This is a genomic window from Pseudoalteromonas fenneropenaei, assembly GCF_042643375.1.
Lineage (GTDB): Bacteria > Pseudomonadota > Gammaproteobacteria > Enterobacterales > Alteromonadaceae > Pseudoalteromonas > Pseudoalteromonas fenneropenaei.
Genome location: NZ_JBHRSD010000031.1, coordinates 1 through 15,764 on the forward strand (window position 1 = coordinate 1; position 15,764 = coordinate 15,764).

A 15,764-nucleotide genomic window follows, 5' to 3' on the forward strand; every position below is an offset into this window, starting at 1 on the left:
TCGAACTCGTGACCTCAACCTTGGCAAGGTTGCGCTCTACCAGCTGAGCTAGTGCCGCTTCGTATTTAACTCTTTGTTTCTAAATTTAGACTCAAACTAGGTTGCGTCTATTTCTATGCAGCTGAGCTAGTGCCGCTTCGTATTTAACTCTTTGTTTCTAAATTTAGACTCAAACTAGGTTGCGTCTATTTCTATGCAGCTGAGCTAGTGCCGCTTCGTACTTAACTCTTTGTTTCTAGATTTAGACCCAAACTAGGTTGCGTCTATTTCTATGCAGCTGAGCTAGTGCCGCTTCATATTTAACTCTTTGTTTTTAGATTTAGACCCAAACTAGGTTGCGTCCATTTCTATGCAGCTGAGCTAGTGCCGCTTCGTAATTAACTCTTTGTTCTAGATTTAGACCCAAACTAGGTTGCGTCTATTTCTATGCAGCTGAGCTAATGCTGCTTTAATAACCGCTTAAGTTAAAGCTCGCCCGCTAGGACTTATCATCTTAAGCGGGGCGAGATTTTACAAAATCGAAGGGGCTTTGCAAGTACTTTTTACAGTTTAAAGAATTTTTCTTGATAAACCTTCAATTCCATAATGGAATCTTTGATGTCATCGAGCGCCAAATGAGAACTTTTCTTTTTGATTTCGCTTAATAACTCAGGCTTCCAACGACGAGCCAATTCTTTTATCGTGCTGACATCGATATTTCGATAGTGAAAGTAAGCTTCCAGCTCTGGCATATACTTCACCAAAAAGCGGCGGTCTTGACCGATTGAGTTACCGCACATAGGTGATTTACCTGGTGGTACCCAATGCTTTAAGAAATCCAAAGTTTCTTTAATCGCATCCGCTTCGCTGTATGTCGAAGCCTTACAACGTGCTGTTAAACCAGAACGGCCATGTTGATTGATACACCACTCGTCCATATTGTCGAGTAATTCATCACTTTGATGAATGGCGATAACCGGCCCTTCTGCCAATACATTCAGTGCCCCATCGGTCACAACTGTACCAATTTCGAGGATCCTGTCGGTTTCTGGCTCAAGACCAGTCATTTCGAGATCTAACCAGATCAGATTTGATTCATTAAAAGACATACACTACCTTGACGGTACTTCCTTTAGATCTAACGCAATTAGATATATCATATTCGCTTCATCCACCGACCAAAAGCTTTTTTTGCCTGAATACTTGCACAAAGCAAGATATCCAACCAAGTTAAGCATAGGTCATTTAATAAAGTACCGTACAGTTATTCATGGCAAAGCAGAAAAAATTAAGTCAAGGTCAATCCCGCCGCATCACCGCTAATCACCAAAAGCGTCTGAGTAAACTCAAGCGTGACGACGCTAACCAAGCAGAATTGCAATGGCAAAACGATAACCTTGGCCAGCCCGAATCCGCTTTGGTCATTAGTCGCTTTGGTCAACATGCTGATGTCGAAACCACCCAAGGGGAGGTTTTACGCTGCAATATTCGCCGCACGCTCACCAGTTTAGTCTCTGGCGATAATGTGGTATTTCGTCGCGCAAAGGTCAGCGAAGGCGATTTAGCTGGGGTTATTGAAGCGGTTGAAGAGCGCCGTTCGCAATTAACTCGCCCAGACTTTTATGATGGTGTCAAAGTGGTTGCTGCTAATGTCGACCAAATTCTGATGGTATCAGCGGTGGTGCCTGAGTTCACACCACAAATTATTGACCGTTACTTGGTGGCGTGTGAGGACATGGAAATCCCGCCCATCCTGATCCTCAACAAAATCGACTTATTGGATGAAGCCAACCTAGCAGAAGTAAATAGCGTACTCGATATTTATCGTGAGCTAGGTTACCAGGTGATGTTAGTGAGCACTAAAACCGGTGCTGGTATCGCTGAGCTCAAAGCCTGTTTAGCCGAAAAAAACAACATCTTTGTTGGTCAGTCCGGGGTGGGTAAATCCACCTTAGTGAATACCGTGTTGCCCGACGCCAATATCCTTACTCAACAAGTCTCTGAAAACAGTGGCTTAGGCCAGCATACCACCACGGTATCACGCCTTCATCATTTACCGAGCGGCGGCAACCTGATTGATAGCCCAGGGATCCGCGAATTTGGTTTATGGCATCTTGAAGTCGACCGCGTGACTTGGTGTTTTCGCGAGTTTCGTGACTACATTGGTGGCTGTAAATTCCGTGATTGTAAACATCAAAACGACCCAGGTTGTATGCTGCGCGAAGCCGTCGCTACAGGTAAAATTAGTGCATTGCGCTTTGATAACTACCATAAAATCATCGAGTCGATGGCCGATGGTCGAGCAGGTGCCCGCGCCCCTCGCGTATAAGGCTCGCTTGTAAGTTAGAGAGCGAGTGCAAAGCACTCGCACTTTGCTAAATACGCTGGATTTTCACGAATTTGTGCTACTATCAGCAAAATTTTGTGAAAGGGTCTTATCGTGAGCTTAGACAAACTGAAAATTGCATTCCAATATGCGTTACCCAAACACGCCGTATCGCGTTTAGTCGGCAAACTTGCTGCGGCTCAGGCTGGCGCGTTAACGACTGCCTTGATCAAGCTATTTATCAAACAATACAAAATTGATATGAGTGAAGCGCTGTATGAAGATCCTGCTCATTACAAAACCTTTAATGAGTTTTTCACTCGCCCACTGAAACCTGGGATCCGCCCGTTAGCCACTGAAGCCGACATTATCGCCCACCCTGTTGATGGTGCAATCAGTCAGCTTGGAGATGTCGTTGATGGTCAAATCATTCAAGCTAAAGGCCATGACTACAGCTTACAAACGCTCCTAGGTGGCAAAGAAGACGACGTTGCACCATTCCTTGGTGGTAAATTTGCCACAATTTATTTGGCACCTAAGGACTATCATCGCATTCATATGCCGGTCGATGGTGTGCTACGTAAAATGATTTATGTGCCGGGTGACCTGTTTTCAGTGAATCCATTAACCGCGCAAAACGTGCCAAATTTATTTGCGCGCAATGAGCGTGTAGTGGCTATTTTTGACACTGAGATTGGGCCTTTGGCTATGGTGCTCGTTGGCGCAACCATAGTTGCCAGTATTGAAACTGTGTGGGCTGGCACGGTTACACCACCGGCAGGTAAAGATGTCTTTAGTTGGGATTACCCCGTTGACGGCATGAATGCCATTAAGCTGCAAAAAGGCGAAGAAATGGGCCGCTTTAAACTCGGTTCAACCGTTATCTTAGCTTGGGGTGCAAATCAGGCTGATTTCCTTGCCGATCAACGCCCTGAAACTGTCACCCGCATGGGCACACCATTCGCCACTATCGGTGAGTAAACATCATTTTTAGTGACAGTTAACAAGTAAAAAGTCGGCACCCGTGCCGACTTTTTACTTCCTCTATTAAGTCAAAGTTCTAACGTTTGACCTGTCAGTCTAGCTATGATTCCAATTTTTTACCTGTTTCAAATCCAGCCTTAACCAACACCATAAAATAACAAGTGTTACTTTATTGTTGCATTCATACTTCCAATTTAATATGTTCTTTTCACACAGCTTTTAAAGCATGTAGTGAAATTCTAACAATGGAAGTCAGTTTATGGATAACAATAAAGAATATAATCTGGAACCCTACCCAGTCTCTCTTGATGAACTAATCCCATATCTACACAAACTCACTCGACGTACTGCTGCTTGGGCTAGCATTACTTAATGAATTTATGTCTTTTAGATTGAAAATTAGGAGAGGTAACTATAGATTAAAACTCTGCGTGAAGAAGGGTTAAGGGATTTAATGGAAAACTCAGGTGCAAAAGCCGCGTTAAGGGGCTATAGGCTCCAAACTTTATATATTCTGCACGAAATTTTAAAATCTAATGACAGGGAGTTAATTTTCCAGCCTGAGGGTAACGAAGATCTAGCAGTATACCAAGGCGATAGATTAGTGCGTGCTATACAAGTAAAAGCTTTAAGCGTACCTCTTACTCTATCGCACTTTATCAACGCGGAAAAAAAAGATACTTTCATTAAACGCAGCTTGGATTTAATGAAGGTTGATAATACCACTCGAATAGAAGTTGTTAGCTTTGGTATAATTGGCGACGAACTATTAAGTGCGTGGTCTAAATCAGATAGTAAGAAAGAAGCTAATCAGAAGAAAATTCGAAATAAGTTAGTTAATTTCAAAGTGTCTGACTCTGAGGTTGATCAATTATTTGATTGTTTAGTTTGGCACTCTGTTTTAGAAGACGGATTATGTGAGGAGGTTTCTAAATACCTACGTCAAACACTAACTTCGGGTTCTATTGAACATGCATTGTCCTTACTTACTTCTTGGTTATATGTCGCTTCTGAGAAAAGAACGAAAATCACTCATGATGCATTGATTGAAAAGGTCACCTCAATTGGTCAATATTTTGCGCAGAGAGAGGCGCATCATCTGGAGTGGTTTAAATCCATAACCCCATTAGAGTTCACAAAACAGCCAGAAAATTCTAGACTAGAAGCTGAATTCTATCGCGGAGTTTCAACGAGATTTAGTCACATCCAAGCCAACCTTGATATTATTAGAAATAGTCAATTAACAGAAATCGACAGTAAGTTCAAAAAATCTCAAACTGTTATTGTACATGGCGCTTCAGGCCAAGGGAAAACAACATTAGCTTATCGTTATCTACATGAATATGTACCTGAGTCTTGGCGACTACAAGTTAACTTTATAGAAGACCGAATTCACGCACAAACAATAGCTTTAGCCATTGCAGACCAATTAGCCATATTTGACGCAAACCTTTATTTGTACATCGATGTAACACCGCGGGATCCTGACTGGACTGCATTAGTTAAGGCTTTACTCGAAAGGCCAAATATTAAAATCCTAGTATCTATCAGAGAGGAGGATTTAGCGCGACAAAATATTTCAAACGACCAATTAGGCTTTCCGGCACTTGTTCAATTAAATTTATCTCAAGAAGAAGCTAAGTATATTTATCTTAACTTGGTAGATAAGGGAGTTGCTAAACCTTATCCTTCTTTCGAACAAGCTTGGTTAGGATTTGGTGGAAAAGGTTCTTTGTTGGAATATGTATTCTTTCTAACTCAAACGGAGTCTCTAAAAGAAAGACTAAATGCTCAGGTGAGTCGCTTGAGAGCTGAAGTTCGAGAAGGCAGACTAGAAGCATGTGCAATAAAACTTTTGTTCGCTGCTGCTCTAGCAACATCATACGAGGCCAGAGTTAATATTAAATCACTTGTAAAAACTGCTGGACTAAATGATCCTCAAGGAACTTTTAATTTGTTTGAAGATGAATATTTGATTCGTCTCACAAGTGATAAAACGTATATAGAGGCACTCCACCCTATCAGGTCTAAACTACTTACAGAGGTGTTAGATGATCCTGCATTTTCGCCTTGGATTGATTCAGCTCTTTTTGTAATGCCAAGCATTCCCGAGGCGGATCTTGAAACGTTTCTTCTTTATTCTTTTGTTGATAATCCCAATGAGTTTCAGAAATTATTCGATGGTGTTAGGTCTATCAATATTAAAGCTTGGGGAACTATTGCTGGCATCGGCAGAGCAATATTATGGTTTGGTATTCGTAGCCATGTGATAGAAAATAAAGATGTTATTGACTCTGCCAGATTGCTCGCAGGAATTGATGCTTTTTCATTGTTTCTACAAAAAGATTTGGGAGGAGCAATTGATTGTGACCCGGTAGGAGACATATTAAAAATTCTTGGGAAAGATAATCCTACAGTACTGCAAAATGCGACAACTTTAAGAGAACAAATAAGTGATTCAGAATCACTCTACCGATATTTAAAGGAATGGCTAAATTACATCCCTAACAGCCTTTCTAAGCCGGTTAGTAGCATTGATTGGTCAGGAATGGGTGAAGTGTTACTGTGGATGGGGAGACTACATGTAATTAACGAACTAGAGCTAACTTGGCTACTAAAAATAGATATTAAAAATACGTTTGAAGATATCTTACCTTTATCAGATCTAACTATAGGGCTATTCTATTTTTCTCCCAGCCTATATGCTTCATTTATAAATAAAAATAAGCAAGAAATCACATCGCTCTTTCAAAAATCAACTAAGACTATTTGGCTAGAGGAAAAAGATAATAACCCAACTGCTCATTATATCATTTCCGATATCAATCTTTCCCCTGAACAGTCCTGTTCTCTTCCTTTAAATGAGTTGTCAGTAGCAAGAGCTACAACATTACGAAAGCTATTTCCAGATCAAGAAAAATATGGAACTCAAGGTTATGGTCACCAAAATATATTGATGGAGTTACCATCAGATGAAAGTCATAAAAACATAATTAAATCAGCGTTACCCGTGCCTCAATTCGTGAACGTCAACTCAACATGGGCGAATTATGCTGACTACATTTTTAGACCTAACGATTGGCCTGAGTACGCAAATAACATTCTATCACTCAGAGAGCAAATAGTAGAAGGGCTAACCATATTAAATAGAACGCTAATATCATATTTCAAAAAAATGAAAGCTCAACCTTTAATAGGGACAGGGAAGATCGAGCCAGAATATTGGGATAACCTTGCTAAGATTAGGTGGCAATTAACAAAATTACCTAAGCTAGCGGTTGATCCTTGGGGGATCACTAGCGAAGGCTCGTTGAGTCGAGGAGAGATTTCTGGTAAAAATACGGCCAATTTTACTTCAATGCAGGACAGTTCGAAAAGCTTTAGAAAGTCACTCGGCGATTACACATTTCATTTAACCAACTTTTTTAGTCACTCAAACTCCATATTAATTTTTAATTCCCTCATAGGTAGATTAAGTGAAGAACAACACGATGAATTATATCAGCAAGCTGACGGTTTAGGCATCCAAATTAATGACCATATTATTCACCTTTCGTGTGTTAACTTAAATAATGCTCTCAAGTGTTTAAAGAAATTTCAACGTGATTTTAGGTTACTTTTTGAGGAGCTTTACTCGGCTCAAGAGCTTAATAAGTTAGAAAGTAAAGAAGAAGAGAAATTCAGTAAGTGTTGGGCTCTTTGGTATCAATTCGCACATAGCCCCGAAACACACTGGAAAGATGCTCCAGACATTAGAGCGTTAGCACGAATTGCTCATTTAAAACGAGAACTGATTAGCTCTATAGAATCATCGTTACGTGATGCATCTGATGGCGATGCACATTTATCTGTTCTAAATGATTGTTATGTATACCAAGAGCAAAATGCTCTCTGGATCAAAGTAGACATAAAAGATTCAGATTATATGGGATATGCTTTTGTAAATGCAGTTGAGGCGTTAACGGATGCAATAAGGCCTTTAGCATTTAGAGACTTAAAGTTTTTCGTCTTGGAAGATTTATGGGATAATTTTGTATTAGTGCCCACAAACGGAAATGTTGCCATATCCAATTCAGCATGGGTCCTGTTACCGGCAAGCTTTGTTGGCGAAGAACCTGTGCTCCAAGAAGAAAAATCACTTCTTTATATACCCCGCCCAATAGCTTCTGAAAATCTTATTTCTCTGGGACTCAATAGTTATGACACACCTTTCACCGAAGTTTTAAACAATTTAGAAAGTGAAACGCGTAGCATTTTTATCATCATAAACCACTTACAGTGTTTTGACACTCTAGCAGCAGATGCAAATACGGTGGGAGTAGAAATATTAGAAAGCTATATAACGCATTTATGTGGACCGCTCGCAAAACATATGAATTTAGCATTGAGCTTTCTTGAAGAAATTAAAAAGCAAATAGATAAAAGCGAGATACATCTATTAAATTTGTTAGATGAATGTGAGCTATCGCTCCAACCATATGAACAGCCGCCGGACAATCTAATTAAAGTTCACTTGGGAGACTGTAAGGTTTGGGCTGAATTACTCAGCGAAGCGTTGCATAAGTTGCAAACTGTCAAAATGAATTTGTTAACTTTTTCTGAAAATTGAAGTATAAAAATTGATTCACTAGTTGTAGTGCCCATATCTGATGCTTCAGTTTTGACTAAGTTTAGATTTAACTTATAGGTAGCTATAAGTTCGGCTCACATTTTGCTAAATTATTCACAAGTTTCTCATACAGTCAGGATATAGAGCAAAAGGGTCAATCATTTATCTTGGGTTCATTCAAAATAAATTAGTTTAAAACGGAAAACTGGAAATTGTTTTCCGTTTTAATATGACTTTATAACCTGTGCGCTTTTATTTACTGCAGGCGCAATTTGGATCTCGGGTCAGTTTGAGGCTTTGCTGCTTTAACTTGGCCGCATCGAAAAAAGCAAAATAAGGGGTGTTAGCCGTTCCAAGTAATAACTGCATGGTCAGCATGGCTTGCTGGGCGCCAATCACGCCAAGGAGTGGGCTCAGTACGCCTATGGTGTCGCAATTGCTTGCTGTCGCTAGTTGCTCTTCCGCAGCGGGGAATACACATTCATAACAAGGGCTTGGGGTGCGAAAATCGAATGCCATAATTTGCCCTTGCAACCCTTGCGCAGCGCCAGCCACTAGCGGTATTCCCGCTGAGCGGCAATAGCGATTAAGTACGTAACGAGTGGCGAAGTTGTCTGAGCAGTCGAGTACACAATCAGCACCTTGTAGGTAGGTCTCGACAGTGTCCTCTGTCACTTTCGCGACTATCGGGTTCAGCGTAATCTGGTTATTTAAGCTCGCCAACACTTTACCCGCCGCGGTGGCCTTTGACTGACCTAGATAATTGATTTTATACAAAATTTGCCGTTGCAAGTTCGATAGTTCAAGTTCATCATCATCGATAAAGCTAAGCTGACCTATACCACTGGCCGCCAAGTAAAAAAGCGCGGGACTGCCAAGCCCACCACAGCCCACCACCACCACATGCGCTTGCTTTAAGCAGAGCTGGCCGTGTTCGCCAATTTCCGGTAACAGCAAATGCCGACTATAACGGATACGCTCTTTATCGCTTAAGTTCATAAGCTGCCTATCGCCTGCTGGAGTTGTGCAATCGCCACTCGATAGTCTTCCGCTTCAGTAATTGCGCGCACCACTGCCACACTGCCAACGCCTGTGGCGGCCACCGCGGTTGCGCGTTCAAGATTAATTCCGCCAATCGCCACCGTAGGGTAATGCTCCGCCATTAATGGCACAAAATGTTGTAATTTGTTGAGCCCTTGGATTTGGCCAGTCATATCTTTAGTCGTGGTTGGGTAAATTGCGCCAAACGCCAAATAGCTCGGCTTGTATTGGTGTGCCCGCAGCATTTCATAAAAACCATGGGTCGATACGCCTAAACAGATACCCGCCTGTTGAATAGCAGCCAAATCGGCTTCTGCCAAATCTTCTTGGCCAAGATGAATACCGTAAGCGCCGTGTTTTATCGCAAGTTGCCAGTGATCATTAATAAAGACTCGCCCACCATATAATTTGCCATGAGCAATCGCAGTTTGGATATCTGTAGCCAGATTTGCAGCATCCGCGTCTTTAATACGTAGCTGTACGGTTTTGACCCCAGCCGCCAAGCATTTTTCTACCCACGCCACACTGTCGACCACGGCATATAGGCCAAGCTCGTCATCAATGCTGGCAAAACCCGCCGCCAAACGCTCAGGGTGTGGGCATGGCAGATCTAACTCATCACCCAGCCAGCTTCCACCTTCTATCACTTGCGGGTAATCGTCTAAATCATACGGGAAACCTAAATGCGCAACCGGACCAAACCCTTCACCAATGCGCACGGCGGCTTTTAGCCCTTGATTGATATAAGCTTTGGCCAAAATAAAGGCATCTTTAAGGGGGTAGTCTTTAGCCAAACACGCCGCCAGCGCCGAGGCAAAACTGCACCCTGTACCATGGCTATGAGGAGTTTGAATACTGGCCGAACCGAGCCAAAACGCTTCATCACCGCAACTTGCATAATCAATACAATAACCTTTGGGATAATCCCAATGGCCGCCTTTGATCACCACCTGTGAGATACCAAACGCATGCAACTTAGCAGCTGCCTCACGCACCGCACTTGGGCCAATTAAATACACCCCTGTGAGCAATTGCGTTTCTTGAGTATTGGGCGTGATCACATCTACTACGGGTAATAAATGCTGCTTCAGCGCCGCGATAGTATCTTCCTCGGTTAAACGCTCGCCACTTGAGGCAATTGCGACTGGGTCATAAACCACCACAGGCGGCACTGCCCACGTGCGTTTGGCATAGCGTAAATGCTCTGCGACTAACTCTACTTGCGCCACCGTCGCCAGCATGCCGATTTTGATCACTTTTGCCGGCATGTCTTTAGCAAGCGCCAAAATTTGCGATTCTAATACTTCGTTGCTCACACTGTTTATGGCTTCAACTGCTACACTATTTTGTGCCGTTAGCGCCGTAACCACACTACAGCCATGCACACCAAAACTGTGCATGGCTTTTAAGTCCGCCTGAATACCAGCGCCACCACCACTGTCTGAGCCTGCAATGGTCCACACGATTTCTGACATTTCGACCCCTCTCTTTAATACATCAATTATTGGTGCCAAAATGGCATGCCAAGCGTTGGGGTAGATGGCGCAGCGAGGTCCTTTTCAGGCATCGCCACCGCTTCATAACTGAAACGCCCTGCGCTTACCGCAGCTTGAAAAGCTTTGGCCATAGTCACCGGGCAACCCGCCCCCGCCACTGCGGAGTTCAGTAATACAGCATCATACCCGATTTCCAGCGCTTGGCAGGCATGTGATGGCAAACCTAATCCCGCATCGACAATCAAGGTCATATTAGGCAGTCGTTCGCGAATCGTCCGCAGCGCATACGGATTTAACAACCCTTTGCCCGTGCCAATCGGTGCGCCCCACGGCATTAACACTTCGCAGCCTAAATCTGCCAAACGTTGGCAAATCACCAAGTCATCAGTGCAATAAGGTAACACCTTAAATCCGTCTTTGAGCAAAATCGCGGTGGCTTCAAGTAAGGCGATGGGATCTGGTTGCAGATTATATTCATCGCCAATCAGTTCCAGTTTGATCCAATCCGTGGCAAACACTTCGCGACACATTTGCGCCAAAGTAACCGCTTCTTTGACACTGTGGCAGCCAGCGGTATTGGGTAAAACGGTTAACTCTAACGCTTTGATCAAATCCCAAAAATCTTGCCCTGCCGCAAGCGAGTTTTGTCGCCGTAACGAAACTGTGACAATCTCAGCCCCAGAGGCTTGGATTGCCTCCTGCATGATCTGCGGCGAGGGATAAAGCGCAGAGCCGATTAACAAGCGGCTCGCAAAAGTTTGCCCATAAATGGTGAGCGGTTGCTGCATGTTTATCCCCCTTGGATAGGCGACAGCACTTCTATGCTATCGCCATCTTGTAGTGTTTTGTCGGCCAGTTGACTACGTGGGATAAACTCACCATTTAAAGCCACTGCATAAGGAGGTTTTGCCGCCTGTGCGTTTAGTAAGGCTGCTAAAGTGGTCACTTCCGAAAGTACTATTGGTGTGCCGTTGTAGCTGAGTTTCATTGCAATACCTCAGATAAAGCTTGCTGCACCACGCTAGGTGCCAGTAAAAAACCGTGACGATATAAGCCGTTAATGTGGATCACCCGCCCCTCGCGCTGTACGTGTGGGCGATTATCCACAAACGCGGGACGCAGCCCAGCACGCAGAGCCAGCACTTTCGCCTCAGCAAAACCGCTGTGCACAGTATAAGCTGCAGAGAGTAATTCTAAGGTGGAACGCACTGTGACTGGGCCCATATCTTGCGATTCGATTTCAGTCGCGCCAATCACAAACTCATGTTGTGGTTTTGGTGCGATATAAATGGGATAACGTGGATGCATCAACCGAATCGGTCGCGTGAGGTTAACTTCCGGAGCATAAACACGTGCCACCTCACCACGCACCCCGCGTAACTTAGGCAAGTCGGTTTTGGCACCAATGCCACGGCAATCTAAGATCCAATCAAAAGGCTCACCGTTGACACTCGTCATGGTGATCAAGGCTTGCGTGTTAAAGCGAAAATCAACCGCTTGTTGCTGTAAATGCGCGAAACTTGCGGCATAAAACGCCAGATTATCAAGCTGACCTTCACAGCCTAAAAACAGTCCTTGATGGAAGCGCCCTGCCAGCTCCGGCTCTAACGCCGCAATGGCTTGACCATCAAGCCGCTGTGCTTGATGCCCTTGTAGCGGCTTTAGACGCTGTTGAAAGCTTTGTAAGTCGCCACGGTCTTGCGGGTGCGCAACCACTAAGCTGCCAGCTTGTTGTAACATCACCGGCTGTGTTAAATCAGCCAAGATAGTTTGCCATAAGGCCACAGCCTGCAGCCCTTGCTCCGCTAAATCGGCCTCACAGCTCACTGATTCCGCCAACGGTGCCAGCATCGCCGCAGCCAAGGAACCTGCACTGCCTAAGGTATGCTCATTATCTTGTTCAAATACCGTAAGCTGGTGCTGTTTCACCAAAGCGAGCGCAGCGATACGCCCAACCAGACCAAATCCCACAATTGCTATTTTTGCCATTGCCTTGCTCTTTTCGTTACGAACTTAGAACAGGTGTGGCTACCTATCCTTGCGACCACACCGATGGGTAAAGCTTAGTTTTGTTTGTGGTAAAGCTCGGAGCCTGCCGCTTTAAACTGGTCCGATTTAGCGCGCATTTCCGCTTCAACATCCACCATTTTGATTTCAATGCTCTCGCCCAGTGAGTTGGGATCTATGCCCTGCGCTTCCAGCGATTTTGCATAATCACGGACATCTTGGGTGATTTTCATGGAGCAGAATTTTGGCCCACACATAGAGCAAAAGTGCGCTACTTTGCCCGACTCTTGCGGCAATGTTTCATCGTGATAAGACAGCGCGCGCTCCGGATCTAAACTGAGGTTAAACTGATCATGCCAACGGAATTCAAAACGCGCTTTTGACAAGGCGTTGTCGCGCACCTGCGCACCCGGGTGACCTTTGGCCAAATCTGCGGCATGGGCGGCAATCTTGTAAGTGATCAAACCTTCTTTGACGTCTTCTTTGTTGGGTAAACCTAAATGCTCTTTCGGTGTGACATAACACAACATCGCACAGCCATACCAAGCGATTTGTGCCGCGCCAATGCCTGAGGTAAAGTGATCATAACCTGGGGCAATATCCGTGGTAAGCGGGCCTAAAGTATAAAATGGCGCTTCATCACAGTGTTTCAGCTGCTCTTCCATATTCTCTTTGATCATGTGCATTGGCACGTGACCTGGGCCTTCAATGAACACTTGAACATCGTGTTGCCACGCAATTTTGGTCAGCTCGCCTAAGGTGCGTAGCTCAGAGAATTGCGCATCGTCGTTGGCATCGGCAATAGAACCCGGACGTAAACCATCGCCAAGTGAGAACGCCACATCGTATTGCTTTAAGATTTGGCAAATATCTTCAAAATGGGTGTAAAGGAAGTTTTCTTTATGGTGTGCTAAACACCACTTCGCCATGATAGAGCCACCACGCGAGACAATCCCAGTGACGCGCTTAGCCGTCATGGGAATGTAGCGTAGCAAGACCCCAGCGTGGATGGTGAAATAATCCACCCCTTGCTCGGCTTGTTCAATCAAAGTATCGCGGAAGATCTCCCAAGTGAGGTCTTCAGCGACACCATTGACCTTTTCTAAAGCTTGGTAAATTGGCACCGTACCAATTGGCACGGGTGAGTTGCGCACAATCCATTCGCGGGTTTCGTGAATATAACGGCCAGTGGATAAGTCCATCACCGTATCGGCACCCCAACGCGTTGACCAAACTAGCTTTTCTACTTCTTCTTCAATTGATGAGGTCACTGACGAGTTGCCGATATTGGCATTCACTTTCACCAAGAAATTACGGCCAATGATCATCGGTTCAGATTCTGGGTGGTTGATATTACAAGGTAACACCGCACGACCACGAGCGATTTCTGCACGGACAAATTCTGGGGTAATAAACTCTGGAATTGCCGCACCAAACGATTCGCCTTTATGTTGCGCGGCAAGCAGCTCTTCACGCAGTTTGGCGCGGCCCATATTTTCGCGGATCGCCACATATTCCATTTCTGGCGTCACTATTCCTTGGCGTGCATAGTGCATTTGTGTGACATTTTTACCCGCTTTTGCGCGGCGTACTTTCGGTAAGTTCTCAAAGCGAATATGGTCTAAGCCTTCATCCGCTAGACGCTGCTGCGAGAAATGCGAGGTCACTGAGGTTAATTCGTCGGTATCACCGCGTGCGGCTATCCATGCATCACGGAACTTAGGCAAGCCCACGCGCACATCAATGTGCATATTTGGGTCAGTGTAAGGGCCTGAAGTATCATAAACGCGCACTGGGGCATTTTTTTCAAAGATGGGCTGTTCTTCAGTGCCGCCGACAAAAGAATCGCTGAGGGCGATTTCTCGCATGCCGACTTTAACCCCTGGCATATCCCCTTCAACATAGACTTTGCTGCTATTTGGGAACGGTTGCCCGGTAAGGTTGTAAATATACTCAGAGGCGGCGCTACGTGATTCACGGCGACTTAACTTGCTACTCGAATTTGACATGACTTTCCTCAATATAGTGAAGGTGTCTTGTCAGATTTCCCAAACTGGGAAGAGATGGTGTTGGCCCTTAGGCACAACGAAAGGATCGAGCAGGTTTAGCTCATATGCACAGCTAAACGCTGCTTGCACAGCCTTACCGTAGCAAGGCAGCTTGTTCCCTACGCAGGTTTTAACCTGATCAGGTTCACGGATCCCGCAATATGCGATCTCAGCCCTAAAAGGGCACTCCGACAAGTAACGAATTTGTTTCAGCGCCAAGTCTACTCATGAACTTAGCGTCTGACAAGTGAGAAAAGTTATTGCACGCGGACAAACTCAAAGGTTTGTTTGGCGTTAAGACGCAGTATTTGTTTATCCAACTCAGCACTGACACCACCACGCAACAGCGTTAGCAACTGTTGTTCAACCCGATTTTCACTGTCACTACAGGCTTTACGCGTCATTCCCAGATTGGCTACTAACAATTTGCCGTTATCCACCCGACCTTCACCAAAAAAACGGTTACAGCCAGCAAAGCCATTGACTTGCAAAGCGTCAATAAAACGGATTGATACGGGGTTAGGCAATTGCACAGGTTTGCCGTTAATGGTGTGTAGCTGCCAGCGGGTATATTTTAAAACGTCAGCAGAAAGTGATTTAGTACTGACACAGCCGCTTAATCCGGTTAACAGTGCGACAAAGGCGATAAAAACGGCGATACTCTTCATGGTAAAATGGCACAAATACGATTACCCGAAGTATACACACCTTTACCATGATGACACAGTATTTATGCGCGTTTGCCGCCTAATTGCAGTAAATTTACGCGCAAAATAAGCCGTCAATCTCCGCAGGTAGAAATGGTCGCCCCCGCTCATTAACAGATGTCCCGATTACCATTGCATCCAGCATCAATTTTTCATCACTGGCACGGATCACCCGTTGAGCAAAGCCGAACTTTAATTTGCTGAGCCGCACTGGCGTGACTTCAACATAAAAGGCATCGCCTGGCTTTAAAGAGTCTTTAAAATCCATTTCCGCACGGATCACCACTAAATTGATTTTTTGCTCAGCTAATTTGGCAAAATCAATCCCGTTAGCCAACAAAAACTCATGGCGAGCATGTTCCAAATAGTTGAAATAGACCCCATTATTAACAATCCCTTGCAAATCGCACTCATAGTCACGAACTTTGAGTTCAAGCTTAAATGTCATTTAACCTTACCCTTATTATTCAATTTCAGCGCCTGTTATAACACAAAGTGACAAAATTCTGGTCTGCTGTGCCTTTTTTCGCTGATAGCTTTTGCTAGAATACAGGCACATTTGATGGA

12 protein-coding genes and 1 riboswitch are annotated in these 15,764 nt (G+C 44.4%); of the genes, 3 read left to right on the forward strand and 9 right to left on the reverse strand.

Annotated elements, in window-relative coordinates:
- Positions 1 to 542: 542 nt before the first annotated feature.
- Entirely contained in the window at positions 543 to 1,088 is a 546-nt protein-coding gene (gene orn / locus ACFOEE_RS16450; protein WP_377126749.1) for an oligoribonuclease, read from the reverse strand.
- Positions 1,089 to 1,249: 161 nt separating this feature from the next.
- Between orn and rsgA the strand changes: the two genes are divergently transcribed.
- The 3 genes from rsgA to ACFOEE_RS16465 all read left to right on the forward strand — a co-directional run bounded on the left by rsgA (position 1,250) and on the right by ACFOEE_RS16465 (position 7,898).
- Positions 1,250 to 2,308 (forward strand): small ribosomal subunit biogenesis GTPase RsgA, encoded by a 1,059-nt coding sequence (gene rsgA, locus ACFOEE_RS16455; RefSeq protein ID WP_377126752.1) that lies wholly within the window; start codon positions 1,250 to 1,252, stop codon positions 2,306 to 2,308.
- Positions 2,309 to 2,419: 111 nt separating this feature from the next.
- Positions 2,420 to 3,286, forward strand: a complete 867-nt coding sequence (asd, locus tag ACFOEE_RS16460; protein WP_377126755.1) for an archaetidylserine decarboxylase — start codon at positions 2,420 to 2,422, stop codon at positions 3,284 to 3,286.
- A 457-nt stretch (positions 3,287 to 3,743) separates the two neighbouring features.
- On the forward strand, positions 3,744 to 7,898 hold the full coding sequence (locus ACFOEE_RS16465) for a hypothetical protein (RefSeq protein ID WP_377126758.1): 4,155 nt from the start codon (positions 3,744 to 3,746) through the stop codon (positions 7,896 to 7,898).
- Between the two features lie 252 nt (positions 7,899 to 8,150).
- Here the strand turns inward: ACFOEE_RS16465 and ACFOEE_RS16470 are convergent, their stop codons facing one another.
- From ACFOEE_RS16470 to ACFOEE_RS16505, 8 genes are all read right to left on the reverse strand, one after another.
- Complete coding sequence (locus ACFOEE_RS16470; protein WP_377126761.1) at positions 8,151 to 8,897, reverse strand: HesA/MoeB/ThiF family protein; 747 nt, start codon at positions 8,895 to 8,897, stop codon at positions 8,151 to 8,153.
- Positions 8,894 to 10,414: a thiamine phosphate synthase gene (gene thiE, locus ACFOEE_RS16475; protein ID WP_377126764.1), complete on the reverse strand. Its 1,521-nt coding sequence runs from the start codon at positions 10,412 to 10,414 to the stop codon at positions 8,894 to 8,896. The genes ACFOEE_RS16470 and thiE overlap by 4 nt, the downstream gene beginning before the upstream one ends.
- A gap of 26 nt (positions 10,415 to 10,440) precedes the next feature.
- Complete coding sequence (locus ACFOEE_RS16480) at positions 10,441 to 11,223, reverse strand: thiazole synthase (protein ID WP_377126766.1); 783 nt, start codon at positions 11,221 to 11,223, stop codon at positions 10,441 to 10,443.
- Between the two features lie 2 nt (positions 11,224 to 11,225).
- Positions 11,226 to 11,423 (reverse strand): sulfur carrier protein ThiS, encoded by a 198-nt coding sequence (thiS, locus tag ACFOEE_RS16485; RefSeq protein WP_377126769.1) that lies wholly within the window; start codon positions 11,421 to 11,423, stop codon positions 11,226 to 11,228.
- Complete coding sequence (locus tag ACFOEE_RS16490) at positions 11,420 to 12,424, reverse strand: FAD-dependent oxidoreductase (protein ID WP_377126772.1); 1,005 nt, start codon at positions 12,422 to 12,424, stop codon at positions 11,420 to 11,422. The genes thiS and ACFOEE_RS16490 overlap by 4 nt, the downstream gene beginning before the upstream one ends.
- A gap of 74 nt (positions 12,425 to 12,498) precedes the next feature.
- A complete protein-coding gene (gene thiC, locus ACFOEE_RS16495) occupies positions 12,499 to 14,451 on the reverse strand; it encodes a phosphomethylpyrimidine synthase ThiC (RefSeq protein ID WP_377126774.1) in 1,953 nt (650 codons plus the stop codon).
- Between the two features lie 138 nt (positions 14,452 to 14,589).
- A riboswitch (TPP riboswitch) is annotated at positions 14,590 to 14,691 on the reverse strand.
- Positions 14,692 to 14,747: 56 nt separating this feature from the next.
- On the reverse strand, positions 14,748 to 15,158 hold the full coding sequence (locus ACFOEE_RS16500) for an META domain-containing protein (protein ID WP_377126777.1): 411 nt from the start codon (positions 15,156 to 15,158) through the stop codon (positions 14,748 to 14,750).
- 94 nt (positions 15,159 to 15,252) lie between these two features.
- Complete coding sequence (locus ACFOEE_RS16505) at positions 15,253 to 15,645, reverse strand: acyl-CoA thioesterase (protein ID WP_377126780.1); 393 nt, start codon at positions 15,643 to 15,645, stop codon at positions 15,253 to 15,255.
- Between the last annotated feature and the right edge of the window lie 119 nt (positions 15,646 to 15,764).

Coding starts and splice junctions, on each gene's coding strand:
- orn (WP_377126749.1), bottom strand. CDS start 1,088: ATGTCTTTTAATGAATCAAATCTGATCTGGTTAGATCTCGAAATGACT.
- rsgA (WP_377126752.1), top strand. CDS start 1,250: ATGGCAAAGCAGAAAAAATTAAGTCAAGGTCAATCCCGCCGCATCACC.
- ACFOEE_RS16465 (WP_377126758.1), top strand. CDS start 3,744: ATGGAAAACTCAGGTGCAAAAGCCGCGTTAAGGGGCTATAGGCTCCAA.
- ACFOEE_RS16470 (WP_377126761.1), bottom strand. CDS start 8,897: ATGAACTTAAGCGATAAAGAGCGTATCCGTTATAGTCGGCATTTGCTG.
- thiE (WP_377126764.1), bottom strand. CDS start 10,414: ATGTCAGAAATCGTGTGGACCATTGCAGGCTCAGACAGTGGTGGTGGC.
- ACFOEE_RS16480 (WP_377126766.1), bottom strand. CDS start 11,223: ATGCAGCAACCGCTCACCATTTATGGGCAAACTTTTGCGAGCCGCTTG.
- thiS (WP_377126769.1), bottom strand. CDS start 11,423: ATGAAACTCAGCTACAACGGCACACCAATAGTACTTTCGGAAGTGACC.
- ACFOEE_RS16490 (WP_377126772.1), bottom strand. CDS start 12,424: ATGGCAAAAATAGCAATTGTGGGATTTGGTCTGGTTGGGCGTATCGCT.
- thiC (WP_377126774.1), bottom strand. CDS start 14,451: ATGTCAAATTCGAGTAGCAAGTTAAGTCGCCGTGAATCACGTAGCGCC.
- ACFOEE_RS16500 (WP_377126777.1), bottom strand. CDS start 15,158: ATGAAGAGTATCGCCGTTTTTATCGCCTTTGTCGCACTGTTAACCGGA.
- ACFOEE_RS16505 (WP_377126780.1), bottom strand. CDS start 15,645: ATGACATTTAAGCTTGAACTCAAAGTTCGTGACTATGAGTGCGATTTG.